Source organism: Glutamicibacter ardleyensis (assembly GCF_014644555.1).
Taxonomy (GTDB): Bacteria; Actinomycetota; Actinomycetes; order Actinomycetales; family Micrococcaceae; genus Glutamicibacter; species Glutamicibacter bergerei.
The window spans coordinates 85,568-110,685 of sequence record NZ_BMKX01000002.1; the positions used below are offsets into that span (position 1 = coordinate 85,568).

General features: G+C 57.0%; 24 protein-coding genes. 14 read left to right on the forward strand and 10 right to left on the reverse strand.

The window, feature by feature from the left end; all coding sequences use genetic code 11:
- Positions 1-7: 7 nt before the first annotated feature.
- Positions 8-847, reverse strand: a complete 840-nt coding sequence (locus tag IEX04_RS04920; protein WP_188684183.1) for a PaaX family transcriptional regulator — start codon at positions 845-847, stop codon at positions 8-10.
- Positions 834-1,703 (reverse strand): tryptophan 2,3-dioxygenase, encoded by an 870-nt coding sequence (gene kynA / locus IEX04_RS04925; RefSeq protein WP_188684185.1) that lies wholly within the window; start codon positions 1,701-1,703, stop codon positions 834-836. The genes IEX04_RS04920 and kynA overlap by 14 nt, the downstream gene beginning before the upstream one ends.
- A gap of 150 nt (positions 1,704-1,853) precedes the next feature.
- On the opposite strand from kynA, the gene IEX04_RS04930 reads away from it, so the two are divergent.
- The 4 genes from IEX04_RS04930 (at position 1,854) to IEX04_RS04945 (ending at position 5,667) form a co-directional block, all read left to right on the forward strand.
- Positions 1,854-2,540 (forward strand): CE1759 family FMN reductase, encoded by a 687-nt coding sequence (locus IEX04_RS04930; protein ID WP_188684187.1) that lies wholly within the window; start codon positions 1,854-1,856, stop codon positions 2,538-2,540.
- Between the two features lie 155 nt (positions 2,541-2,695).
- A complete protein-coding gene (gene hpaH, locus IEX04_RS04935) occupies positions 2,696-3,481 on the forward strand; it encodes a 2-oxo-hept-4-ene-1,7-dioate hydratase (RefSeq protein WP_096253701.1) in 786 nt (261 codons plus the stop codon).
- The gene (locus tag IEX04_RS04940; RefSeq protein ID WP_188684189.1) at positions 3,466-4,275 is read left to right on the forward strand and encodes an aldolase/citrate lyase family protein; all 810 of its coding nucleotides are present in this window, start codon (positions 3,466-3,468) and stop codon (positions 4,273-4,275) included. The genes hpaH and IEX04_RS04940 overlap by 16 nt, the downstream gene beginning before the upstream one ends.
- A gap of 21 nt (positions 4,276-4,296) precedes the next feature.
- Positions 4,297-5,667: a cell division protein PerM gene (locus IEX04_RS04945; protein ID WP_229677006.1), complete on the forward strand. Its 1,371-nt coding sequence runs from the start codon at positions 4,297-4,299 to the stop codon at positions 5,665-5,667.
- A 24-nt stretch (positions 5,668-5,691) separates the two neighbouring features.
- Here the strand turns inward: IEX04_RS04945 and IEX04_RS04950 are convergent, their stop codons facing one another.
- Positions 5,692-6,327 carry a hypothetical protein gene (locus IEX04_RS04950; RefSeq protein WP_188684191.1) on the reverse strand — a complete coding sequence of 212 codons (636 nt, stop codon included), beginning with the start codon at positions 6,325-6,327 and terminating at the stop codon, positions 5,692-5,694.
- A gap of 110 nt (positions 6,328-6,437) precedes the next feature.
- On the reverse strand, positions 6,438-6,959 hold the full coding sequence (locus IEX04_RS04955) for a DinB family protein (protein WP_188684193.1): 522 nt from the start codon (positions 6,957-6,959) through the stop codon (positions 6,438-6,440).
- 128 nt (positions 6,960-7,087) lie between these two features.
- On the opposite strand from IEX04_RS04955, the gene purN reads away from it, so the two are divergent.
- Together purN and IEX04_RS04965 are read left to right on the forward strand one after the other, a co-directional pair.
- Complete coding sequence (gene purN, locus IEX04_RS04960) at positions 7,088-7,657, forward strand: phosphoribosylglycinamide formyltransferase (protein WP_188684195.1); 570 nt, start codon at positions 7,088-7,090, stop codon at positions 7,655-7,657.
- Positions 7,658-7,690: 33 nt separating this feature from the next.
- Positions 7,691-9,205: an SDR family NAD(P)-dependent oxidoreductase gene (locus IEX04_RS04965; protein WP_188684197.1), complete on the forward strand. Its 1,515-nt coding sequence runs from the start codon at positions 7,691-7,693 to the stop codon at positions 9,203-9,205.
- Positions 9,206-9,460: 255 nt separating this feature from the next.
- Here the strand turns inward: IEX04_RS04965 and IEX04_RS04970 are convergent, their stop codons facing one another.
- Positions 9,461-10,129: a zf-HC2 domain-containing protein gene (locus IEX04_RS04970; RefSeq protein WP_188684199.1), complete on the reverse strand. Its 669-nt coding sequence runs from the start codon at positions 10,127-10,129 to the stop codon at positions 9,461-9,463.
- Positions 10,126-10,629, reverse strand: coding sequence for a sigma-70 family RNA polymerase sigma factor (locus IEX04_RS04975; RefSeq protein ID WP_188684853.1), 504 nt, complete (start codon positions 10,627-10,629; stop codon positions 10,126-10,128). Before IEX04_RS04975 ends, IEX04_RS04970 begins: the two co-directional genes overlap by 4 nt.
- Before the next feature lie 242 nt (positions 10,630-10,871).
- On the opposite strand from IEX04_RS04975, the gene IEX04_RS04980 reads away from it, so the two are divergent.
- Complete coding sequence (locus tag IEX04_RS04980; RefSeq protein WP_188684201.1) at positions 10,872-11,390, forward strand: COG4315 family predicted lipoprotein; 519 nt, start codon at positions 10,872-10,874, stop codon at positions 11,388-11,390.
- Between the two features lie 95 nt (positions 11,391-11,485).
- On the opposite strand, the gene IEX04_RS04985 is transcribed toward IEX04_RS04980, so the two are convergent.
- The gene (locus IEX04_RS04985; RefSeq protein WP_188684203.1) at positions 11,486-14,506 is read right to left on the reverse strand and encodes an alpha-mannosidase; all 3,021 of its coding nucleotides are present in this window, start codon (positions 14,504-14,506) and stop codon (positions 11,486-11,488) included.
- Between the two features lie 219 nt (positions 14,507-14,725).
- Here IEX04_RS04985 and IEX04_RS04990 point away from each other — a divergent pair, with 219 nt between their 5' ends.
- On the forward strand, positions 14,726-15,640 hold the full coding sequence (locus tag IEX04_RS04990) for an N-acetylglucosamine kinase (protein ID WP_188684205.1): 915 nt from the start codon (positions 14,726-14,728) through the stop codon (positions 15,638-15,640).
- 64 nt (positions 15,641-15,704) lie between these two features.
- Here the strand turns inward: IEX04_RS04990 and IEX04_RS04995 are convergent, their stop codons facing one another.
- A complete protein-coding gene (locus tag IEX04_RS04995) occupies positions 15,705-17,042 on the reverse strand; it encodes an MFS transporter (RefSeq protein WP_188684207.1) in 1,338 nt (445 codons plus the stop codon).
- A 149-nt stretch (positions 17,043-17,191) separates the two neighbouring features.
- Here IEX04_RS04995 and IEX04_RS05000 point away from each other — a divergent pair, with 149 nt between their 5' ends.
- The 6 genes from IEX04_RS05000 to IEX04_RS05025 all read left to right on the forward strand — a co-directional run bounded on the left by IEX04_RS05000 (position 17,192) and on the right by IEX04_RS05025 (position 23,367).
- Positions 17,192-17,947 carry a midas domain-containing protein gene (locus tag IEX04_RS05000; RefSeq protein ID WP_188684209.1) on the forward strand — a complete coding sequence of 252 codons (756 nt, stop codon included), beginning with the start codon at positions 17,192-17,194 and terminating at the stop codon, positions 17,945-17,947.
- A gap of 102 nt (positions 17,948-18,049) precedes the next feature.
- Positions 18,050-19,720 (forward strand): bifunctional phosphoribosylaminoimidazolecarboxamide formyltransferase/IMP cyclohydrolase, encoded by a 1,671-nt coding sequence (gene purH, locus IEX04_RS05005; protein WP_188684211.1) that lies wholly within the window; start codon positions 18,050-18,052, stop codon positions 19,718-19,720.
- Positions 19,721-19,844: 124 nt separating this feature from the next.
- Complete coding sequence (locus IEX04_RS05010) at positions 19,845-20,948, forward strand: GTP-binding protein (protein ID WP_188684213.1); 1,104 nt, start codon at positions 19,845-19,847, stop codon at positions 20,946-20,948.
- Positions 20,945-21,067 carry a type B 50S ribosomal protein L36 gene (gene ykgO / locus IEX04_RS05015; RefSeq protein WP_188684215.1) on the forward strand — a complete coding sequence of 41 codons (123 nt, stop codon included), beginning with the start codon at positions 20,945-20,947 and terminating at the stop codon, positions 21,065-21,067. Before IEX04_RS05010 ends, ykgO begins: the two co-directional genes overlap by 4 nt.
- Before the next feature lie 246 nt (positions 21,068-21,313).
- Positions 21,314-22,531 carry an NRAMP family divalent metal transporter gene (locus IEX04_RS05020; RefSeq protein WP_188684217.1) on the forward strand — a complete coding sequence of 406 codons (1,218 nt, stop codon included), beginning with the start codon at positions 21,314-21,316 and terminating at the stop codon, positions 22,529-22,531.
- Between the two features lie 29 nt (positions 22,532-22,560).
- On the forward strand, positions 22,561-23,367 hold the full coding sequence (locus IEX04_RS05025; protein WP_096257397.1) for a putative hydro-lyase: 807 nt from the start codon (positions 22,561-22,563) through the stop codon (positions 23,365-23,367).
- 78 nt (positions 23,368-23,445) lie between these two features.
- Here the strand turns inward: IEX04_RS05025 and IEX04_RS05030 are convergent, their stop codons facing one another.
- Both IEX04_RS05030 and IEX04_RS05035 read right to left on the reverse strand, forming a co-directional pair.
- The gene (locus tag IEX04_RS05030) at positions 23,446-24,456 is read right to left on the reverse strand and encodes an adenosine deaminase (protein ID WP_188684219.1); all 1,011 of its coding nucleotides are present in this window, start codon (positions 24,454-24,456) and stop codon (positions 23,446-23,448) included.
- Positions 24,457-24,680: 224 nt separating this feature from the next.
- Positions 24,681-25,118 carry a Clp protease N-terminal domain-containing protein gene (locus tag IEX04_RS05035; RefSeq protein WP_188684221.1) on the reverse strand — a complete coding sequence of 146 codons (438 nt, stop codon included), beginning with the start codon at positions 25,116-25,118 and terminating at the stop codon, positions 24,681-24,683.

Genomic DNA, 25,118 nt, shown 5'->3' on the forward strand with positions numbered 1-25,118 from the left:
CGTTGAGCTAGCGGCCCAATAGTAGGGAAGCGTACCTTTGCGCCCTGACCTTGCAGGATTCTGATATTTCCAAAAAACGCTGTCGGCTTTCCTGTCCGGGCCAGCTCTCGGGAAGCATTGCTTCGGGAAGCCCCGGGTCTAGGTAAGGTATAGCGCGCCACGCATCGATGAGAGTGACGTAGCTTCGGTAGGCGATGTGTTCGCCAGCAGAGGCTGCGTCGAGTCCTGCGGTAGTTGCTAGGAATGCATGATGCAGCTTTGAAATCTTTGCTAGATCCCACCACTGCGCTGCGGCTTGCCGGGCATCTCCGGGGTACTGAGGACTTTGGGCAACAAAAAGTGTCGCATACCTTCGCGCTTCGAGCGCATTGAGCACTTCTAATACTTCAGCATGAAGGTATTCGGGAAAGATCCAAAGGCCTGCCGAGACAAGTCCGCCACCGAGCTGAATGAAATGTTTGCGTAGCTGATGGCGTAGTGCGCGCAGCGACTCGGGCACGGAGAAGGCAACTAACACCCAGTGATCTGCGTTCGACATGTTCCGCGGCGTAAAGATTCGTCTATTGCCACGGGCAAACATCGCCTTGGCGGGAGCAGTGACCGTCAGCTCGCCCGTTTGCACCGGTTCTAGCAGTCCGCGGTCGATGAGCCGAGAGATCGCTGTTTGTGCTGCGGGAGAGGAAATTCCTGCCGCGCAGGCCAGCTCGATAGCTCGAGGCCGGGGGATAGGGGCGCTCTGGTGGCGCAGATAGAGACCGGCGATGGTTCGCACCACCGATGCTGCGCTGCCAGAGCGCGACTCAAAATCATCGAGGGCGAACGCGGCCAGGGAGCTAGCTGGCGCCAATTTCGGTGCGCACCGCAAATAGTTCCGGGAAGAACGTCAGATCTAGAGCTCGCTTGAGGAAGCTCACGCCGGAGGATCCTCCGGTACCTGTTTTGAACCCGATGGTTCGTTGCACCACGCGCATATGGCGGAATCGCCAAGCCTGGAAGTTGTCTTCGACATCAACCAAATCTTCGCAGGCCTGATAGAGGTTCCACGCGGTATCTTCGGACTCATAGATTTCCTTGAACACCGGAAGCAGCGATTCTTGGTATTCCCAGGGTTTGGTGACATCACGTTCGAGGATTTCGGCAGGAATTTTATATCCCTGACGCGAGAGTGCGGCTAAGAACGCGTCGTACAGTGTCGGCTCGTGCAGCAGCTGTGTGAGTGTCGCATGGGCCTGTGGATCTGCCTCGTGCACCTTGAGCATTCCTTCGTGCTTGTTGCCGAGAATGAATTCCACCGCCCGGTACTGGAATGACTGAAAGCCTGAAGATGAGCCAAGGAACCCGCGGAACTGTGCATACTCGCGCGGCGTCAGCGTGGCCAGCACGGACCATTGTTCGGTCAGGGTTTTCTGAATGTGCTTGACACGGGCGAGGCATTTGAGCGCCTTGCTCAGGTCATCGGCCTCGATCAGCCGGCGCGCTTCGAGCAGTTCATGCAGCATCAGCTTGAGCCAGAGCTCGCTGGTTTGGTGCTGGATGATGAACAGCATTTCATCGTGGTGCTCGGGAACGCTTACCGGATGCTGTGCGGAAAGAATTCGTTCCAGATCCAGGTAGCTTCCGTAGGACATGGCATTTCGGAAGTCGGTACGGACTCCGGACTCGATATCACGCTGATTTACGGGCTTAGCTTGTTCATTGCTCATGAGCTTGATTATATCAATTTCTTGGCGAGCGTCACAATACTGAAAATCCGCGAATGTGAGTTCGCAAACTTTCCGGAATTCTGGAATAGATTCTGCGATACTCTCGTTATTACATGCATACGCATATAAATTTGAATCGAGGATGAGAAAATGAGCAAGTCAATCGTGGTCATCTCTGGTGGTCTGGGTAACCCTTCGAGCACTTCACTTTTGGGGCGTCAGATTGGCGAAAGTGTCGCTACTGAACTTGCCGTCGCTGGCATCCAAGCTGATGTGCTTAACGTAGAACTACGTGAGTACGCCCACGAGATTGTAAACAACATGCTCACCGGCTTCGCTCCTCCGGCGCTGCAGAAGATTATCGATGCGGTGGTCGCATCGGATGTATTGGTGTCCGTCACTCCGGTCTTCTCTGCTTCAGTATCGGGACTGTTTAAATCCTTTATCGATATTCTGGATCCGCGGTCATTAGAAGCAAAACCAGTTGTTCTGGCCGCAACCGCCGGTTCGCAGCGTCATCAGCTCGCCGTTGATTACGCCATGCGGCCAATTTTCTCCTACCTGCGTACTCAGGTTATGCCGACCACTGTATTTGCCGCCTCCGAAGACTTTGGCGGCCAAGGGCTTGCCGGAACCCTGTCCGAGCGAACCCGCCGAGCAGCTCGCGAAGTCGTTGTAGCCTTGTCTGCCGATGAGGGAACCCTGCAGGCCGATAGTGATTTAGGTGATACGCGTTCAATTGCGCCATCGGTCAGTGACACCGCCAATCCCAACGATCCGCTGACAACTCTTCCTTTTGAAGCCTTGCTAGCAAGTGTGCAAGGAAGCAGAAGCTAAAGCATGGATTTGGCATCATCGCGCTAAATATTAGGGGTGTGAATGTTAGTACGATGTGCCAGAAGCCTTGAAGCTCGATAGCATTATTCCTTGTGAGCTACATCATCCAGGGTGCTCACATAGATGTAACTCGAAAGCGAAAGGTGTAGCCGTCGATGCTATCCGAGGAAACTATCACGGCGATTGCCGATGAACTTGTCGAAGCAGGAGCCACCCGCACTCCGGTTCCGCGACTAACTGCGCGCTACCCAGAGATGACGGTGGAGGATTCCTACCGCGTCCAGAACCTCTGGCGTCAGCGCTCGGAAGCCGCAGGGCGCAAACTCGTAGGACGCAAGATCGGGTTGACCTCGCGGGCCATGCAGATGGCTACAGGCATTACCGAACCGGATTACGGGATCATCTTCGATGACATGCTCTACGACTCGGGCGCGAGTTTTAAATGGTCTGACTTTACCGGTGCACGCGTCGAGATGGAACTTGCCTTCAAGCTGAAGAAGGATATTGAGGGCCCTAACGCCAATATTTTTGATGTACTCGAAGCCACCGAATATGTCATTCCAGCCCTAGAAATCCTCGATGCCCGCGTGGAAATGGAAGGGCGCACCATCGTCGACACCATTAGCGATAACGCGGCCATGGGTGCGATGGTCATGGGCGGAAATCCCATGAAGCCTGATGCAATTGACCTGCGTTGGGTCTCTGGAATCCTCTTCAAGAACCAGACGGTGGAAGAAACCGGCGTCGCCGCAGGTGTGCTCAACCACCCGGCAGCCGGCGTGTACTGGCTGGCTAACAAGATCGCCCCGCACGGCGACAAGCTTAAAGCCGGAGAGATCATCTTGGCCGGTTCATTCACCCGACCTATGTGGGTCAATGAAAATGACACAGTCTTTGCCGACTACGGACCGATGGGAACAGTGACATGTCATTTCGAGTAGATCCTGACCGGTCACTGAAAGACGCCTTGCGCGGTGCTGACCATGCTCTAACCGGCATTTGGGTTTGCTCTGCCTCAGCACTGAATGCAGAAATCTGTGCGGGTGCCGGCTTTGACTGGCTCTTCATAGATGCTGAACATTCCCCCAACGATCTGCAAAATGTGCTTGCACAGCTCCAGGCGGTCCGCGGTTACCCTACAATTCCTGTAGTTCGCCCTCCGGTCAATGACCCGGTGATTATCAAGCAGTTCTTAGATCTTGGGGTGCAATCACTGATCATCCCGATGGTCAATGACGCACAGCAGGCCGCCGCAGCGGTAGCGGCTTGCAATTACCCGCCGCTTGGCGTTCGTGGTGTCGGTTCGGCCTTGGCTCGTTCGGCCCGCTGGAACCGCATACCGGACTACCTCACCCGCGCGGCGGAGACTATCACCGTGATGGTGCAGATTGAATCCGCCGAGGCGGTAGGCAATGTTGCGGATATCGTGGCCACTGAGGGAATTGACGGGATCTTCATCGGCCCGTCAGACCTTGCCGCCTCCATGGGGGTTATCGGACAACAAGGTCATCCAGACGTGGTCGCTGGGGTCATAAAGTCGATTCAGGCTGCAAAGTCCGCCGGAAAATACGCAGGCGTTAATGCTTTCGATCAAGCCAGCGCACGCAAGTACATCGAAGCAGGTGCCGACTATGTGGGCGTCGGCGCCGACGTTGCACTGCTGGCCCGGGCTACCGAGGCACTCGCAGCCAGTTTTAAAGGCGAGTCGCAAAGCTCCGCCCCGGCGAGCTACTGATACCTGCATCGGTGAGGTGATGTGCCACCGTTGCGCGTCGATTCTCAACGGGCGACGCCAATGGTGGCACCATTGAAGATGATGAGCCGCGAAAAGAAACCCATGAAAGCCGTGATGTTGCGTCTGCGCAACGGATGGCCGATGCCTCTTGCCCTGCAGGGTGTATTCGAAATTGTACAGTCCATCGTTTTCTGCATGGCACTGTTAACCGTGCCTCTGGTCGCGGTGTATTTCAGCGGTGGTTTCCTCGAAAATTCATTTGAGACGATCCTGCAATTTGGTGGGTTACTGTGGCTGCTCATTCATGGGGTACCGCTTGAAGTGCTAAATCTCGGCCCGGAAGCGGATCCGAGCGCGGTTTCGGGTTTGCTCACCTTGCTGCCTTTGGGCCTGAGCCTATTGCCCTTCATCTTTTGTTGGCGTGCCGGCCGGCGCATTGCCAGAGCCTCCTACACCGACCAGCTTTGGCAGGGTTTGGCCGGAGCTTTTATCACCTACGGAGCTATCGGCACCGGAATCGCATTTTTGGCTAGTAACTCCTATGCCAAGGCCAACCTCATATCGGCCACGTTTATCCCTTTGATCATCGCTTTTATCGGGCTGATTTTTGGTGCTCGCCGTGAGGCAGGCTCGTGGGGCAGGCTGATCGGTGTAGACGTCGCGGCGCATATTTCGCGTATTTCCCCGCACCGGCGATGGGCCGGAACCTATGTATGGCACGTGATCGTGGCAGGGTTCATTGGATATATGGCCGCGGTAGCCATTTCCGGAATTCTCATGAGCATCACCGTTGGCTTGCACTGGGCCGATGTCGCAAATATTTACCAGGAACTGCGCCCAGGGCCTATCGGATCCTTCGCGCTGACCTTACTGCAGCTCGGACTTATCCCGAACGCGGTTTTCTGGGTACTTTCTTGGATCAGCGGTGGCGGGTTCAGCATTGGCACCGGCAGCACTCTCTCAACACTCGAAACGACCGTGGGTCCGCTACCTTCGATGCCGCTATTCGCCGCCTTGCCATCGGGTGAGGCAGGAAATCAATGGCTATTCCTGTTGTTGCCGGTGCTCGCAGGAATCGTTGCCGGTTGGTACTTCCTTCGCGTGGGCGAAAATCACCTCGAGGATTGGTTTGCCCGACGTATCCCCTTCAACATTCTTTCGCTTGGCGTCTCGACACTGTGCTTGGCAGTGTTCACCGGAATCGCTGCAGGGCTGGTGAGCCTCGCCGGTTCGTGGCTGTCCTCGGGTTCTTTGGCCATCGGAAGGCTGACCGAGCTAGGGCCACATATGTGGGTCACGGCCGGTGCTCTAGCGCTGCAAATTGGACTCGGCACAGCTATTGGCTATCTAGTGGCCCCACTGTTCGAAACCGATCCAGTACTGGAAGGCTAGCTGCTCCTGCTTGTGGCTGAGGTTTTAACGGATCGGGCGTAATGTCAACGAATCACCGTTGGCCCGCGGGAGCTGAAACTCGCCCAGTTGCTGAGATGTTTGCGAAGTCATCACGAGCAAGACCGCTGAATCAGCGGAGATGATCTCGACCGGAGGACGCAGATCACTGTGATTTTCAGGGACCAGCTCCCTAATGGCTTCGGTAGCGCTCTGCTCAGAAATATCCGGTGGCAGCAAGTAGCTGACAACATCAAAGCTTGATTCACCCCCGGTGGTTTCCAGCAGAATGCCGTTGTCCAACACGTGCTGAACAGGCGGGCAGGTAGACGAAGCAATCTCGGGGTCGCCACCTTGTTCCTTGGGAGCTGCGAGTGTCAGCAGGCACAACTCACCGCCTTCGCCTTCCGCCACAAAATGCTCTCCATATCCCGAACTGGCAAGGTGGCGTTGCGAGTCCACAGCGTAGGTGCCGCTGGCTTCAAATCCTTCGGGAAGTTGATCCTTGTCGGTTACTTCGTCAACGAGTCGCGGCATGAGCTCGGCCGCGGACGGTGGAGACTGTGATTCTTCGACCCTGGAATCCTGGCTAGAACACCCGGAAGCCATCAGGAGGCCGGTGAGAGTTAACGCAAAGACCTTAGTGCCGCGTCGAATCTTCATATTTTTTCAGTTCCTTGATCGGTGACGGTTTGAGTGCCTAGCTAGAAGTCTAAACATCGAGAATCGCCGAACCAAAATATCGAATGAAATAAATATGACCTAGTAAATCTCTATGCCTGCAAGTCCCACATATGGTGCAATACGTCGTGCCAGGCATATTGGTTTAGGGTTGCGACGGTAAATGCCGCGCCATTTGAGCGCAATCCTTGACGGCCATAGGCAGTCGGATCGATGGCTGCCAAATTCTGAATGTAAAGCGACGCAGAGGCTCGCAACCGGGTGGCAGCCGTGTCGGTATCCAGATCGTTGTAGTGACCTTTTTCGGCGGCTTGATCCTGATCCCAATCAGGGAAGGTCGGATCATCTTGGTTCGTCATCAGCTTCAGGCGTTCGGTCATCGTCACTAACATGTCGGCGACATGAACCACATACTCTTGATCGCTCCAGCGCGCAGGATCGGTTCGGACTTTTGCTTGCGGACGGTGCAGAGCAAGTAAATAGCGGTCTACGAATTGGGGCAGCTGCTCAATCACCTGTGCCGGGGACACCTCACGCACATCATGATGGCACTGGGTGCAGATAGATTCCAGAACGAAGGTCCAGTTCTTCCCATCGGGGATGATCTCTGTCATGACAAGCTCCTAGGCTGGTTGCTCTTGAACACAGTCTAGGCGCAGCGAATTGGCAGGTGTGAGCACTGTTACTTCACCCGTCGTGCAGTATGCAAAGTGAGCGCACCGCGAACCGTAGAATGGCTAGTATGCGCATTGTTGTACTTGTCTCAGGAACTGGTTCGAATCTTCAGTCGGTTATCGACGCCGTCGCCAGCAAGCAATTAGCTGATGTAGAGATCGCAGCGGTTGGTGCTGACAAGCATGGGACCTACGGTGTAGAACGTTCCGAAGCTGCTGGCATCGAAACATTTGTGGTCAATTTTAAAGACTACGAAGACCGTGGAGAATGGAACCACGCATTGACGCAAAAATGCCAGTCCTATCAGCCTGATTATGTGGTTTCCTCGGGATTCATGCGAATTGTGGGCGAAGAGTTCATCAACGCATTTGACGGGACCTACATCAACACTCATCCGGCGTTGCTTCCATCGTTCCCAGGTGCGCACGGAGTGCGCGACGCGCTTGCGTACGGTGTTAAGGTCACCGGGTGCACGGTACATATTGCCGATGCAGGGGTGGACACCGGCCCGATTCTGCGTCAAGAATCCGTGGCAGTTCTCGATGAGGACACCGAAGAAACCTTGCATGAGCGCATCAAGGTGGTCGAACGCCGACTGCTCATCGCCACCCTGGGCGACTTGGCCCGGAACAAATAGCTAACCGTAAGCCAACGTAGAATGGATGGCGATATGAGCGAACATCCAGACTTGGCCGAACCGACTGGCAACGAGCCCCTTTTCACCGACGCCGAATTGATGACCGCGCTGAAAGTGCTGGGAACAGTGCATCAACTTCCCAGTGACGACGAGCGGCATATTGCCGTGCGCCGTGCCACGAGCAATATGTTCAAGGCAGCCAAGCGTTACCGGAAGTCGCAGAAGCGCGCGGAGATCACCGCGGCAGACCGTGCAGCGATCGAACGGACCGCCACGGGCTCCCCGCAACGCCTGGATGACGAAACCCTTGGGCTTGATCTGAGTTCCGGCACCGAAGAACTTACCGCTGGACAGTACCTGCGTCCGCGCGGATGTTATATCTGTAAAAAGCGGTACACCACAGTTGATGCCTTCCACCACTACCTGTGTCCGGACTGCGCGGCAGCAGGCCGGGAGCGTCGGGACGCCCGCGCAGATCTCCGCGGCAAACGTGCGCTGCTAACCGGCGGACGAGCAAAAATTGGTATGCACATTGCACTTCGCCTATTACGTGATGGCGCGCATACGACCATCACGACCCGCTTCCCCAGAGACGCTGCACGACGCTTTGCAGCGGTGGAAGACGCTGCTCACTGGATCCACCGGCTACGGATCGTTGGTATTGATCTACGTGACCCTGCTCAGGTGATCTCCCTGGCTGACCGAGTTGCTGCCGAGGGAACCTTGGACATCTTGATCAACAATGCCGCTCAAACGGTGCGCCGCACCTCGAACTCCTATCAGCACCTGATCGAGGCGGAAGCTCAGCAACTACCCGCAGAACTTGAAATGTCCCAAGGCGGCCCTGAAATCTGGGGCGAAGCCAACCCGCCGGCCGTCCATCCCAAGGCGCTGGCCAGCGCGTTGGGACTCGAAGGCTCTTTGCTGCTCGCGGTTTCGGAGAACTCGCACTATGACGCGCAAGCGCTCGCCGAGGCAGCAATGACCGCTGGGTCGGCAAGCTTAGAACGCATTAGCGCTGGAACTGCCATCGATGCTGGCGGTTTGGTCCCCGATGTGGTCACCGAAAATTCTTGGACCCAGATCCTTGGAAACGTGGATGCCCTGGAGATGCTCGAAGTGCAGTTGTGCAATGTCACTGCTCCCTTCTTGCTGGCCTCCCGGCTGCGTCCGGCCCTGGCGGCTTCGGATGCGCACCGTAAATATATCGTGAATGTCTCCGCTATGGAGGGACAGTTTTCACGTCGGTACAAGGGTGCGGGTCATCCGCATACCAACATGGCCAAGGCCTCGCTCAATATGCTCACCCGCACGAGCGCGGAAGAAATGCTGCAGACCGATCGAATTTTGATGTCTGCCGTGGATACCGGGTGGATTACCGATGAACGGCCCCACGATTCAAAGGTTCGGATGGTGGCCGAAGGGTGGCATGCGCCGTTGGATCTGATCGATGGTGCGGCACGTGTTTACCAGCCGATAGTTGATGGCGAACGCGGTATTGATCTGTACGGCTGTTTTCTCAAGGATTATGAACCATCACCCTGGTAAACGGCTGTTCCGTCACCGCGGCAAGGCGAATTTCGGGCCAGCGCCTGCCGAGCCCTTGCTGGTCACGGGGAGATGCCCGGTTCCTTCGCCAGGAGACAAAGAACAGCCAATAGCAGCGCCCGCTGAGGTTTACGCCATCCCAGCATGGCGGACGCGTGCAATCTGCCGTTGGTTGCCTCGATGCAGCTCGTCGACAGGTTGCCGCAGCCAGGCGGATGGCCGGAACTTGGTACCCATGCGAGGCGATACCTTCTGCTAGCTTGACTGGGACGCGGCCTGGGCAGGTAATTGCACCTCAGCGAGAACCTTCGAGTCGACATCGCGTAACTGGATCGAGGAAATTTCGTCCAGCTGTGCTGGTACGGCCCCGGTCATTTGTGTTTTGCCCGTTTTAGTAGCGCGCCAAGCTCCTGCCTGTTGCACGGCACCGGAGGAATTGACCACCCAGAGCGACAGCGTGCCCTGAGTCGGGAGTCCGCTCCCGTCGAATTGAAGTTCGGTGCCCCACGCTTTGGCGTTCAATCCCAGCCCGACCTGCTGACCGGCAACGCCAACGACTTCATAACTGGCATCCGGTGCCGGCGCGGGGCGCACAACCGGGGCGAGGAAGACTCCGGCGGTCACCGAAGCTGCTACCGCGGCGGCGACTGCCGAGCGTTGCAGGATGCGCCGCGAGCGACGCCGGGCGCGCAAGGCTTCCAGCAAATCATTTTCTGGACTCACCGCGGGTTCTGTGGGACGAGACTCCAGTAACGCGCGGGCAGTTCCCGCATCCACCGCACCGAGCCGGCTGGCCATGGGAGCGAAGGCTGCCATTTCCTTTCGGCATTCCGGGCATCCGGCGAGGTGCGATTCGAAGGCAACCTGCTCATCGGAGTTCAACCCGCCCAGGGTGTATGCTCCAAGATCAATGTGCTCGTTCATTGCCCAACCCCCATCTCCTCCAAGATCCCGCGCAGGGAACGCATTGCGTAGTATGCCCGTGATTTCACCGTGCCCTGCGGTATTCCAAGGTCCTGTGCTGCCTGTGCCACCGTGGAACCCAAATAATGAAGATGCAAAACAACCGTGCGGTGTTCGAAGGTTAAGCGCGATAGTGCTTCTTCCATCAGTATCCGGTCCAGTGCCTCTGATATTTCCCGTGAGGAGCTGCTAGCCTCCGGATCGGTTTCGCCCAAGGGCGAGGCCGAAATTCGGGCCGTCGCACGGCGGTGCCGATCGATTATCACATTGCGCGCAGTCGCAAACAGGTAACTGCGCAGCGAACCGGTCAATACCGGGGCAGCCTTCCAAACCCTTAACACGGTCTCCTGCACAACATCTTCGGCCTCGTCTGGATCATTGGCGACACGCAAAACGAAGCGCCGCAGAGCCTGGCCATGCTCGCGGTAGATGTCAGAGACCACCTGTGCATCCAGTGGCACTTTTGCTCCAGTCAGTCGTCTTGCGGACAAAGCTTCACTCCCTAAGACGCGCCGCTGCACAAAATGGTTCATTCACATTCCCAGTATGCCCAGAAAAATTTCTAAAAACATGAACCAGAACACATTTCCCTGCGTCTTAGACAACGAGGGCAATCTTCGGGCAAGACGGTTTATTGGTCTCACATGGTTTAGGTTTTGGTAGGTACCAGACCGCTCAGTCCGTCTGATGAAAGGAATGCATCATGAATAAGATCAACCGCAGGAAAATAATTGCTCCGACCGCGGTGTTGTTTGGCGCGGCCTTGCTGCTGGCCGGTTGCGGTGGAGGTGCGGGCACCGATGGTGGAAATGACGGTGGCCCGTACAGCGGGGACAAGAGCGCATCCGAAGCACCCCAGGAATCCACTTCGGGCGCTGATTTGGGTGTTGCTTCCACAAGTCTCGGTGATGTCGTCGTGGACGCGAACGGCATGACCTTGTACTACTTCACCAAGGACACGGCAGGCGCCACGACTAGCGCCTGCACCGGTGAATGCCTGGTCAATTGGCCGATCGCCACGACCACCAGTGACAGCCCGACCTTGGAGGGGGTTACCGGCGAGGTTGGAACGATCCCCAGCCCCGAAGGAGAGATGCATCTGACGCTCAACGGAATGCCGCTTTACACCTTCATCAAGGACACCAAGCCTGGCGATGTCACCGGCCAGGGTGTTAACGATGTCTGGTACGTCGTCGCACCCGATGGGACGATGATTCAGTAGCGCAGCAATATGTTGCGGTCCTAAGACCGAGCGGCAAGGGGCACCCGGTTCACGCGAGGCAACGCGTGGACGAAGTGCCCCGTGCCTGCCGGAGACTACTTGGCCAGTCCGAAGCGAACCGTGCGTACCTCGAAGGCACCCAAGCCAAGATTCACCTGACCGTTTACCAGTTGAGCGCAATCCTCGACGAGCGCATCTTCCAGCAAGCTCACGGTGCTCACCGTCGCGATTGCTGCGTTGATTTTCAAGGTGCCGCGCGCTCGCCGTCCCAGCGACTCATATACCCGAACCACCAGATCACCGGAGTGATCCGAGGCAAGCTTCACGCTGGAAACCACGAGGCCTTCGCCCTCGAGCGTGACCAGCGGAGCCACCGGTTGGGCACCCTGGATGATCCGCTCGGCGCTGTTCAGCAACGCACCGGCTTCGGTCGCGGAGGCGATATCCGCACCGATAACCAAACCATAGCGGTGGGTTTGCAGACCCTGGTCGGTTTCCGGGTCCGGGAACCTAGGCGCTCGCAAGAGCGATAAGCGCAAGGTGGTGGAAATACCTGCCGCAGTGGAATCGCGGGTGACATCAAAACCGTAGATGGAATCGTTGATCAGCGCCGCACCGAAGCCAGGCTCTTGCGCGAGCACGAAGCGGTGCATGGAGGTCTCAAACTTGGCCGCTTCCCAACTGGTGTTCACATGGGTGACCCGTTGGTGATAGCCGAACTGTGTCTCGGCGATCGTGTGTTCCGCACGAATATCCAAGGGGAAAGAAACCTTGAGGAACTTTTCCGCTTCGTGCCAGTCGGTGCTCTGCTTAATCTGCAAGGTGCGTGAGCCCGGAGCCAAAACGAGCTGTTGAGCAATCTTGGAATTCGAGAAACTGCGCAGAATTGTCAGCTGCGCACTTCCATCCGCTTCACGGGAGAGTTCCATCGAGTCCAACGCGCGGAGGTCAGTGACCTGGTTGCGATAATACTTGTCCACGTCCCAGGCGTCCCACATATTCGGGAAGTCCTGATGCAGCTGAAATAGGTTCGCCACTTGCCCTGGAGCGATGGCATCCCGACCGGTGGCCAGATCAATCGCGGAGCTCACCAGGCCTTCGGCGGTGACGGAAATACGCACGAGAGAGTTCTCCAGCAGGTATCCGCCCTCGTGTTCAGCAACCTGAACCGCGTCATCTATGGCTGCCTCAATTTCCCCGGCGGCGCCGAACGGTATGCCCGCTCGGGAGAAAGCTGCGCCGTTGAAGGTCAGCGGCTTTGTGCCGGTTCCGCCGAGCGTTTGCTGGGCTGCGGCAATGAGCGCTTCTGCTTCTGCGGTGACCTGTGCGTATCGGGCTACCACCTCCCGGTGCACCCAGGCGATCGAAGTGCCCGGAAGGATATCGTGGAATTGATGCAGCAACACCGTCTGCCACAGCGTGTCAATCTGTTCGTAGGGATATTCGGCACCTGCATAGATGGTGGCGGTGGCGGCCCACAATTCGGCTTCGACCAGCAGCTGCTCGGTGCGCCTGTTACCCTGCTTCGTCTGGTGCTGGCTGGTGAGAGTGGCCCGGTGAAGCTCAAGATAGAGTTCGCCCACCCAAACCGGAGGGCTCGGCAGCTCTTGCTGGGCACGGTCAAAGAAATCGTTGGGATGCTCCCACTTCACCGTGGCGCTACCTTCAAGATTTGCCAGACGGCGCGCCTTTCCGGTCATTTCACGCGTGGTTCCGCCGCCTCCGTCGCCCCAACCTACCGGCGCGATCGAATTGTTGGTCAGCCGTGCCTCGCGGAATTGGCGAGAAGCCTTGGCGACTTCCTCGCCGGAGAGTTGCGAGTTGTAGGTATCCATGGAGGGGAAGTGGCTGAATATTCGCGAGCCGTCGATTCCCTCCCACAAGAACGAGTGGTGCGGGAACTTATTCTGCTGGTTCCAGGAGATCTTTTGGGTGAAGAACCATTCAAAGCCTGCCCGGCGCATCAGCTGCGGCAGCGCGGGCGAGTAGCCGAAGGAATCCGGAAGCCACACCCCGGCCGAGGTGATGCCGAATTCGTCGCGGAAGAACTTCTGTCCATAGAGGAATTGACGGACCAAAGACTCCCCGGAAGGCATCACCGTGTCCGATTCGACCCACATTCCGCCTAGCGGCAGGAAACGGCCGTCGGCCACCGCCTTTTTCACGCGGTCCCACACTTCGGGGCGGTGTTCCTTCAGCCAGGCGTACTGTTGGGCGCTGGACATTCCGTAAAGGAATTCATCATCGTAATCCAGCAGTTCCACCATGGATGAACAGGTGCGTGATACCTTGCGGATGGTTTCGCGTAGGGGCCACAGCCAGGCAGAGTCAATATGCGAGTGGCCGATCGCCGAAATCCGATGGGCGCTGTGCTCTGCCGGGGCGGCGAGCACCTGGGCCAGCTGGTCGCGTGCGGTCTGCGCGGTCTCAACGATGCGTTGCAGGTCCAGCACGTCCATTGAGTTATCCAGCGCCTGCAGAATCTGCATGCGTCGCGGACCTTCGGGCAGCTGTGCTTGCAGATCCAGCAGCACTTCAAGGTCGAGGACCAGATCGTGGACGACGGGTTCGAATACGGCTAAATCCATGCGGCGGGTGGTGTAGAGCTTGCGCGGGGACGAAGTCAGGATATCGCCCTGCTCGGTGGGCAAGAACGGGTGGTAATCAAGGAGCACCGGATTGGAAGCTGCCTCCAAAAAGAGCTCGAGTTGTTCACCGCCCTCGGCGGACTCGCTTACCGGGACCCATTGATTGCGCGGGTTCAGCGCCTTGATGGTGATCCCATCGGGACGATAGATTAACCCTTCGCACTGAAATCCGGTCATGTTGATGTCGAAGCCTAGATCGATGACCGCTTCCACGCGGCGTCCGCCCCAATTTTCCGGGATCTGCCCTCGCAACCTGAACCAGGTGGTGCCCCATGCGGCACCCCACGCGGTGCCTACCTGAGTCGGCGTGTAGTCAAGTGCAATACCTTCCACTGCGGGGATCGGTTCACCTGACAGTTCATGCCACGAGACCTCCAGCGGAACCGAATCTGAATACACAGAAGGACGGATTCGTTCATCCAGAACGCGTTTAACGCGTCCTGTGGTCAGCGCGATGTCATCATGCATGAATGCCTTTCTCGGAACAATGGTTCCTTGAGAACAAGAAGCTTGCTTTTAGACTATCCAATAAGCAGAATGGTTGAGCTCTCCACCGCGCTCTCACGTGGACGGTTCTGAAACATCGCTCCGTATTCGGAAGTTTTTGATGTTTTCTTGTCCGTGGGCAATCGCGATGAAGAGATAAAGCTAGGTAAGAGCCTGAAGAGAGGGCATGCAAAGGCCGCCATGGAATCGACGAACTCAAGCAAACCCGTACCGCTTCGACTGATCGCGCTCGATATCGGTGGAACAAAAACGCATGCGGTGCGCTATCTCGGCAACCAGGTAGTTGCCGAGGTCCGTACCGGCAGCGCCAACGTGCAAAACGTCAGCATTGACGAAGCGCAGCAGGCACTATGCGATGCATTCGCAGGCCTCGGCGAGCAGCCAGTTGATTTGGTGATCGCCGGTGCTGGCGGGATCGATACGGACGCCGATAGTCTGGTGCTGCGCAAGCTCATCGAACCTTTCGTGCCAAAGGTGGAAGTCCAGGTGGTGCACGATACGCGGCTGATTCTCGCCGCCGGGCAAACTCATGCGGGGGTCGCCGTCATTCTGGGAACAGGGTCAGCAATTTGGGGTCTGAACTCCTCCGGGCAGACGGCAAGGTACGGGGGATGGGGCTACCTGCTGGGCGACGAAGCAGCGGGCTACTGGTTTGGTCGCGAGGCGGTGCGCCACGCCCTGGACGAGTTCAACCGAGGCCAGGCTAAGTCCGCTCTGACCGCGTCCTTGCTGGAGCATACCGAGTGCGCAACTCCCGAAGATCTCATTGCCTTCTTCCACAAGCAGAGCTCGCGCGAATACTGGGCTCGTTGCGCACCGGTGATTTTCGAAGCTATTAGGTCGGGGGATGCGGCGGCCGAAGAAATTCTTCAGCGGGCCATCAGCTTTGTGGTGTCCAAGGTGGGTGTAGTCGCCGGCCAGCTGGGAATCTCCGGTCCCATAGTGCTCGGCGGCGGAGTGATTGAGCATCAGTTGATTTATCAAGAACGCCTCCGCCGCGCATTGGCCGCCGAAGGGTTCGAAGACCTTCGCTTCTTGGCGCGGAGCCCGGTGCATGGGGCGGCGTTCCTTGCCGGTCTAACGGATGATGTCTAGGGTTTTCACTTGGAATGCGCCACCCAGCGCGAAGCCGTTGTGCTCCTTTTGGATTTGTTGGTTACTAGTGGAGGTCGAGCCCGCGGGTTTCCGGGGCGAAACGGGCCATGAACAACACCGCGAGGATCACCAGGGCGGTAGCTCCAGCAAAGAGCCAAGGCAGTCCCACAATCGGCCACAGTGCTGCAAAGAGCAACGGACCAAAACCCGCCGCGAAGCGGGACATGGTCGATGCCCAACCGAAGCCGCTTGCACGCAGCTCGGTCGGATACAGCTCGGAGACGTAGGCGTACAACACTGGAATCGCCACCTGGACCACAACCCCAAACACGAGAATCCAGGCCACTGCGGTAGCCGGTGCATCGAGGCTGACTGCGACGATAATCAGCACGATTCCCGCCAGCGGCGCGGAGATGCCGAGCAGCCATTTGCGGCCCACTCGCTCTACCAGCAGGGCTGCGATCACCACGCCAAGCAGACCCATGAGCGCCATCACCGCGGTGGCGAAGAAAGATGCGGACTGCGCCATGCCCGCTTCGGTCAAAATGGTAGGCAACCAGGTTAAAGCGAGGTAGTAGACCAGCAGCACGGTGATGAATAGCAGCCAGCTCGTGGCGGTGAGCTTGGCCGAATAACGCCATAATTCAACTACTTGCTCCCACCAGCGTGGACCCCTGCCCGTGGGCGCAGCTTCGATGGCGTAGTCCCTGGGCGTCGCTCCGGTACGTCGAACCAAGTCATCGATGACCGCGCGAGCTTCGGCCTCTCGTCCCTTCGCGGCGAGAAACAACGGGGATTCGGGCATTTTTAGACGCACCAAGAACACCATGAACGCCGGCAGAATCATCACGGCAAGGATGAGTCTCCAATTCTCCGCAGTTGCCATGACCCAGCCGGAAACAAAGAATGACAGTGCCGCGCCGATGGGCCACCACCCATCCATGGCGGTCAGCACACGTCCGCGGAGTTTTGATGGAGTGAATTCACCGACTAAGGCATAATCCACTGGAATGCAGCCACCTAAGCCAACTCCGGCGAGGAACCGGAATGCGACAAAAAAGCCAAAGTTCGGAGAGAGCGCACCGAGTACGGTAAACACCGAAAACATCAGCAAGGTCAGCGAGAAAGCGTTCTTTCTTCCGTACTTATCTGCTATTCCGCCCCAAAGGAAAGCGCCGATGGCCATACCCACCAGATTTGAGGTCCCCAGCAACGCAGCGGTGGGCCGATCCAAGCCCCACTCGGCGGCCACCAATGGAATCAGCGCGCCGTTGAGGGTTACGTCCCAAGCATCAAACATGAAACCTAGGCCACCGATGATGAAGATGGTTCCCTGGACTTTCCACTTGAAGGGGAGCTCCTGCACAACTTGTGTGCCGGAGGGAATGGTGGCAGTTGGCACCTTGGGTAGCCTTTCCTAGGGGTCTCACAAAGTGTGGCACGTTCGCCACGAAGCATACCGAAACCTAGAGTCTCACGCACCTCATTACGCTTATTCCGTAGCTTCGTCAAGGCCTGTTATGACAGGGCATATGGGAGTATTCTCTGGTCATGGGAGTAGATTGGACCGCTCTCGAAGAGGCAATACGGGTAGCTGCCCTTCGACACGCTGCAGAAGTGATTGCTGAGCACCCGGAGCAGAATTTTTATGCCATCGCCCTGCACGGGGTCAGCACCACAGAGAGTGAAAATATCTCTATGCCGTTGCTGGCGCTCAATTCTGTGGAAGCACTCGAACGGGACCGGCAAAGCGAGTCACGCGAACTGCTCGTGGAGCGCGGCGAAGACCTCGACGAGGATGCCGACTACGAGGACCGTTCGGATGCGCAAAGCGAGGAACAACAGCGCGGCGAAGGACTCATGGACTCCGATAACGAGCAGGAAGAAGAGTCCGAACAATCGGCAGACGATAGTGATGAAGACACCGAAGACCTTGACCAGGTCTTAGAAGCCATCGAAGCGGATCTCGAAGCCGACGACAACGACAGTTTCTACTCGGATAAGTGGGAGCCAAGCGATTGGCATTGGTCTTCCATTGAACTATGCCAAGATCCAGCGGCACAAATCTGGTCTGATGCAATGACCGAGCAAGCCACGCAAGAGGGATGGGAAAATACGATCAAACGTTATTATCACACCCTCGTCGCGGTAGCTCATTCGATTCGTGAAGAGTTGAATGAACGCACCAAGGTGGATCTGGTTGCCTACGTTGCCGATGATGATCATGCAGAAAAACTCCTAGAACTCTGTCTGACCCCACAACAACTTGATGAGCATTTTCCGCAGCTAGAACAGCCAGTTCAATAGCCCCGACATGAACTGCTCAGTCTTTAGCTTCCGGCGCTAGAATAGGTGCGGCGGTCTATGGCCGCCCGCCCCTTTTCATCTCACCGCCGGGAGAGCATTTTCGTGAGTAAGACCGTCTTGGACCGTGTAGCTATTCGCCGCGCGTTGATTTCCGTGTATGACAAGACTGGGCTGGAGGAACTGGCCGCTGGGTTGCATAAAGCTGGCGTGCAGTTGGTCTCCACCGGTTCGACCGCGAAGAAGATCGCGGCGGCAGGAATTCCAGTCACCGAAGTAGAGCAGGTTACCGGCTCCCCGGAAATGCTCGATGGCCGGGTGAAGACCTTGCACCCACGCATCCATGGTGGCATTCTTGCCGACCGCCGCGTGAGCGAGCACATGGACACCCTGTCCTCCATGGACATCGACCAGATCGACCTAGTCGTGGTGAACCTCTACCCCTTCGTGCGGACCGTCGCCTCGGGCGCCAGCCAGGACGAAGTGGTTGAGCAGATCGATATTGGCGGTCCAGCTATGGTCCGCTCGGCTGCAAAGAATCACGCAGCAGTGTCCATCGTGGTTGACCCATCGTTCTACTCACAGGTCGTCGAGGCCGCTGCAGAGGGTGGCTTCGATCTGAAGACCCGTCAGCGTCTCGCCGCTAAGGCTTACGCACACACCGCAGCCTACGACACCGCAGTGGCATCATGGACCGCCAGCCAGTTCTTGGATGAAGACGGCGACGGCGTGATCGATTGGCCAGCTTACTCCGGTGTTGCCTTGCAGCGCGCCGAGGTGCTGCGCTACGGCGAAAACCCACACCAGCAGGCAGCCTTGTATGTTGATGAGGCAGCTCCTGCCGGCATCGCACAGGCTGACCAGTTGCACGGCAAGCCGATGAGCTACAACAACTATGTGGATGCCGATGCGGCATTGCGTGCGGCTTTTGATTTTGAGCAGCCAGCGGTAGCGGTCATCAAGCACGCGAACCCTTGTGGTGTCGCGGTAGCTTCCCCAGATGCCGTAGATCCAATTGCTGACGCGCACGCCAAGGCACATGCCACCGACCCGGTTTCGGCCTTTGGTGGCGTTATCGCCGCCAACCGCACTGTCACCAAGGCGATGGCAGAAACGGTTAAGGGCATCTTCACCGAGGTTGTTATCGCACCTAACTTCGAGCCAGAAGCCGTGGAAATCCTTTCGGCTAAGAAAAACATCCGCCTGCTGGCCCTGCCAGAAGGTTATGCACGTAATGCCAATGAATTCCGTCAGGTTTCCGGTGGCATGCTGGTACAAGCTGGGGATCAGATCACCGCAGCCGGTGACGACGTGGCTAACTGGACTCTTGCAGCCGGCGCGGCAGCGGATGAAAAAACTTTGGCAGACTTGGCCTTTGCTTGGCGTGCGGTGCGCGCAGCGAAGTCCAACGCAATTCTGATTGCTAAGGACGGCGCAGCCGTTGGTATTGGTATGGGCCAGGTCAACCGCGTGGATTCGTGCAAGCTTGCGGTCGAGCGTGCTAACACCCTCGGGGTGAAAGTTGAATCAGGTGCAGATGCAGCCGGCGGCGCAGAAAACGTCGACGGCGCACAGTCTGAGCAGCGCAGTCAGGGAGCCGTCGCGGCTTCGGATGCGTTCTTCCCATTCGCTGACGGTCTGCAGATTCTCTTGGATGCCGGTGTTACGGCAGTCGTGCAGCCAGGTGGATCGGTTCGCGACGAGGAAGTAGTTGCCGCCGCTAACGCGGCCGGCATCACCATGTACTTCACCGGGGCACGCCACTTCTTCCACTAAGAGGTTCCCCGCGGCACGGGCCGCTCAAGTTATCGGTAGACGATGACTTGAGCGGCCCGTCGTCTTTTAACACAGGTTACGCATTACTAATATTGAGAATCGTTCTCATGTAAGCTCTAGTGCTATGAAGCTTATTTTTGTCTCATCCTTAGAAGTTCACTGCCGTGATGCAGCGGTCCAGCGCCTGCTGAGCGAGTACCCCCAGGCGCTGGTGATCAGCCACGATCTCCTCGAGGGAAATCGTGTACTGCGCCGGGTGGAAGGAAACACCAACGCCAGTGAACGCGCAGAATCCGTGCTCGAACATGGATGCGTCGGTTGCGCGGTCCGGTTTGAAATCCTTCCGACCCTATTGCGCCTGTTGCCCCAGAACGAGGATGCGGTAATCATTCAGTCGTTGCCGGCGACTTGGCATAGTGATCAAGTTTTGGACATCGTGAGCACCGAGCTCGAAGGGCGTGGCGTTGCGATCGACCAAGTTGCTCTGGCTCTGGATCCCGCCGCCGTGGAAGACCAGTTCTGGGACCGCAGGAATCTGTGGGAATCGGGATTTAATGCCATGGCCAATGATGAGCGCACTGCCGGAGAGTTCCTGATCCGCGAAATTGCGCTGGCTGACAGCCTGTTGTTCGTCGAAGGGTTGAGTGTTGCACTACTAGGCGAATCCGCCGGGCACTTGAATTCTTCCGGCGAGCAATTCAGGCGTGGAATGAAGCTAATACGTGATTCGGCACCGCACGCCACGCTCACCTCCGCGCAGGGCAAGGTCGCGTTGGGTGCCTATGACCGTGACGACGCGCTTCGCAGATCCCGCCCCGGCCACTTTCAGCACGGCTCTGGCGCCACGGATGTGGGTGGTACAAAGATCCTCATCAAGGTTGAACGGCCGCTAGATGCCGATCGGTTCCGTGAGGTACTGCCGGATCTTGCAGCTACGTGCATGTGTATTCGAGGGACGCTCTGGATGGCCAGTTGTCCCGGTGTGCGCGTGGCCCTCACTGGGGCCGGACCTCGAATCTGGCTGGAATCAACCGGCGCCTGGGAAGGCGATATTGCCTGCACCCACCTTGAGCTGACTGGTTCGGAGCACTGCGAAGCCGAGGTGAGGGCGCTGCTGGAGCCTTGTGAACTCAGCGATAGGCAGCTCTTGGCTCTGCATGGTGCTTCGGGTGCATTGGATCCAGGGCAGCAACAGCACAATGAATGGAAGCGAGGTGAAAATGAATGAAAGTTAGGAATTCGATCCGGGCGCTGAAAAAGATGCCCGGTGCTCAAGTGGTCCGCCGCCGCGGCAGGATATTTGTGATCAATAAGAAGAATCCACGGATGAAGGCTCGCCAGGGCTAAATCCATCCGGGAAACACCTCGGTTCTCGAAAGCCAGAAAATGTGCTTTTGCGTGCCGAGGTGTCGTTTTTAAACGATTCTTGTGCGATTGTTTTTGGTATGTAGGTTCTGGTCAGACGGGCGCTTCGAGTTGCCCGGAATAGGATTGTTCAACAACCCCTTGCGCAGATTGTTCAACAACCTGTAATGTACTACTCATCACTCGCGAAGGTGAGCGCAATCACCACCGATAGTTATGGATGGAACCATGGCAAATTCAGAGATCAAGCCGCAGATGAGCTCCAAAGCTCGGCGGACCGCCCTTATGGGGGCAATGTTCCTCATGGCCACAAGCGCCATTGGGCCGGGTTTCATCACCCAGACGTCGGAATTCACGGTCAAGCTCGGCGCGTCCTTCGCCTTCGCGATTGTCGTTTCGATTTTGGTTGATATTGCAGTCCAGCTCAACGTCTGGCGTGTTATTGGCGTCTCCGGAATGCGTGCCCAAGAACTGGGCAATAAGGTACTTCCAGGCGTTGGATGGTTCCTCGCAGCACTCGTCTTTGTCGGCGGTGTGGTCTTCAACATCGGAAATATCGCCGGAACCGGCCTTGGGCTGAACGCGATGCTGGGCGTTGACGCGAAAATCGGTGGAGCAATCTCGGCGCTTATCGCCATTCTCGTCTTCTTGTCTAAAAAAGCCGGGATGGCACTGGACCGGATTGTAGTGCTCCTCGGAGCGTTGATGATTCTCTTGATGCTTTACGTAGCAATCGTTGCCGCGCCACCTGTTGGTGAAGCATTGAAGAACACCGTGATGCCTGAAAATATTGACTTCTTGGTCATCACCACGCTGATCGGTGGCACCGTGGGCGGTTATATTACATACGCCGGAGCGCACCGCATGATCGATTCGGGCACCTCCGGTGTTGAGCACGTCAAAGCAGTCAGCCGCACCTCGGTAGTCAGTATCATCATCACCGGCGTCATGCGAGTTCTGCTGTTCCTCGCGATCTTCGGCGTAGTCGCCGGTGGTGTCGCATTGACCAGTGATAACAAAGCAGCAGAGGCATTCGGAGCAGCTGCCGGAGAAATCGGCATACGGACTTTCGGCGTGATCCTCTGGTCTGCTGCGCTGACATCAGTTATCGGTGCCGCATATACGTCGGTATCCTTCGTCACCAAGTCCACGACCAACGAACGCACTCGCAACCTGATCACTGTCGCATTCATTGCAGTCTGCGCGGTAATCTACCTGTTCCTCGGACAGGCTCCACAGACCCTGCTGATCTTCGCCGGGGCTTTCAACGGACTGATCCTGCCCGTCGGATTTGCGGTTCTCCTCTGGGTTGCCTGGCGTCGCCGCGACCTTCTGGACAACTACAAATACCCGGCATGGCTACTGATCATCGGTGCATTGACTTGGGTGCTGACCATCTATCTTGGGTGGATGTCACTAACCGGCCTAGCCAAGCTCTGGGTCTAAAAACCAACTAACTCGGAGAGGCAGACATCATGAAACTCGAACAACCAGAACGCAGCACACGAGCAGGACTGACACCTAAGGAAGCGCGTGAGCTATTCCGAGCGGGTCTGAGCGTACCAACAGCTGGCTACAGTGCCGGCTACGCACAAGCTAACCTGATCATCGTTCCGAAAGACCTGGCATTTGATGTCCTCCTCTTCGCCCAGCGCAATCCCAAATCATGCCCCATTCTGGGAGTACTTGAAGCAGGGCAGACCAGTAATGAACTACTGGTTGACGGAGATATCCGCACCGACCTGCCCAAGTACACGGTCTATGAAAACGGCGAGAAGATTGCCGAACCGACAGATCTCACCGAATACTGGCGGGATGATCTGGTGACATTCATTGTCGGGTGCTCCTTCACTTTCGAAGCAGCCCTGATCGAAAATGGCATCAGTATTGCGCACATCGACCACGGCACTAACGTGCCTATGTATAAGTCGAGCATCCGCAGCGCTTCGGCCGGGAGCCTCACCGGGCCGATGGTGGTTTCAATGCGTCCGATTCCGGCCGCTCAGGTGGCCGACGCAGTGCGCATTACCTCCCGCTATCCAGCGGTTCATGGGGCCCCAGTTCACGTGGGAAACCCCGAAGAAATCGGCATCACAGATCTGGGAAAACCAGACTTCGGCGATGCCCCCCTTATGCCGGACGGAGCGATTCCAGTTTTCTGGGCATGCGGCGTGTCCCCACAGGCCGCTGTCATGGAATCCCGTCCTACGCTGGCGATCGGACATGCCCCCGGGCATATGCTAATCACCGACGCCAGGGACTCGCAATATCAGGTGCCGTAACCCCAAGTACTAGCAACGGATTGAGTCCAGTGCCGCGATTCCGCCCCCAAGGAATCGCGGCACTTCTAATTTGAACGCTTAGTCTCTGCGCGTGGTATCCAATTGCAGAGCCAACCAAGCATCCACTTCAGCTAAACGTGACTTCCTTGCAGCCTCATCAAGAAATGAGCCTTCAAAGGAGTTGCGGGCCAGCGTAGCCAGATCGCTGACAGTCAGGCTGAACTGTTCGGCCACCGCAGAAATATTGGCGTCTAAATAGCCACCAAAGTAGGCCGGGTCATCGGAGTGCAAGGAAACCTTTAAACCAGCTTCGAGCATCTGTGGCAAGGGATGATCGGCTAGAGTCTCTACCGCACGCAAACGCACATTAGACAAGGGGCATACGGTCAGTGGCATCTGCTCTTTGACCAAGCGAGCCACCAGCTCAGGATCGTCCATGCAGCGGATACCGTGGTCGACACGCTCAACCTTCAAGACGTCCAGTGCTTGGCGGATGTAATCAGCTGGGCCTTCTTCGCCGGCATGGGCCACGACATGCAGGCCGTGCTCGCGTGCGTAGCTGAAGACCTCTTCGAAGAGCTCTGGCGGGAATCCCAGCTCGGAGGAGTCCAAGCCGATCCCGTCGATGGCATGGTTTTCGGTGACAATCATTTTCAGGATTTCCATGGCTGAAGCAGCCGGAGCATGACGCCAGAAGCAGGCGATAAGTTTATGGGTCACACCCCATCGTTGCTCGGCCTCTTCGAGCCCAGCGCGTATCCCGGAAATGACCTCGGACAGCGACAGGCCGCGTTCAATGTGTGCCTGCGGATCAAAAAATAGTTCCACATGCCGCACACCGGAAGCGTGCGCGCGGTTCAGGTACGCGGTCGTGATTTCTTTGAAATCTTCGCTTGTGCGTAGTACTGCCATATTGGCGTAGAAAAGATCGAGGAACGACTGCAGGTTGTTGAATTCGTAGTGTGCGCGTAGTTCTTCGACGGACTCATAGGGCAGGTCTATCCCATTCTTGGAAGCCAAAGCGAAAATAGTCTCCGGTTCCAGAGATCCTTCCAAATGGATATGTAATTCAGCAAGGGGCAATATCACGAAGGTTCCTTCCAAGGAATCACAATTTTGAATACCTGGGTCTGATGCGTTTTGGATGCGATGAATTATTGGCACAAGATGGCAACGCTTCGAGGAGAGAAACGAATCGAAGTCCCCATCAGTCTATTTTAACGATACCCGTGTGATTGATCAGGACCAGCGGCATTATCATGCGGTGCTCCTCACCGTCTCAGGGAGCAACCAAGGGCTTGAAAAGGACAACTTTAGACTCCTGACAGGATCATAATGATTCGCTGGCGCAATTGATGTGGATTTACGCCGAGGTCCTTGAGGCATTGGAATGCCCGTCCGTCACCCATGCGGAGCAATGCCAAAAGTAGATGCTCGGTACCCACCAGTCCATGGCCTAGCTCCTTGGCTTCGCGTAGCGAAAGGCGAAGAAGCTTTTTGGCATGTGGGGTTAGCCGGACTTCGTCACCCGGTTCAAGCGGACTGGCCTTGGACACTTGATGCAGCTGCGCGAGGATCGCGTCAGGGGAAATCTCAAGGGCCTGCAGGGCTTGCGCAGCTACCCCCTGCCCTTCGCGGTGCAAAGCTAGCAGCAGATGCTCGGTACCCAGATGGCCTTCGTTGCGAGCAGTCGCCGCTTGCTGAGCCAAGACGAGTACCAAACGTGCCGGTTCGGTGAACTTCTCAAACAT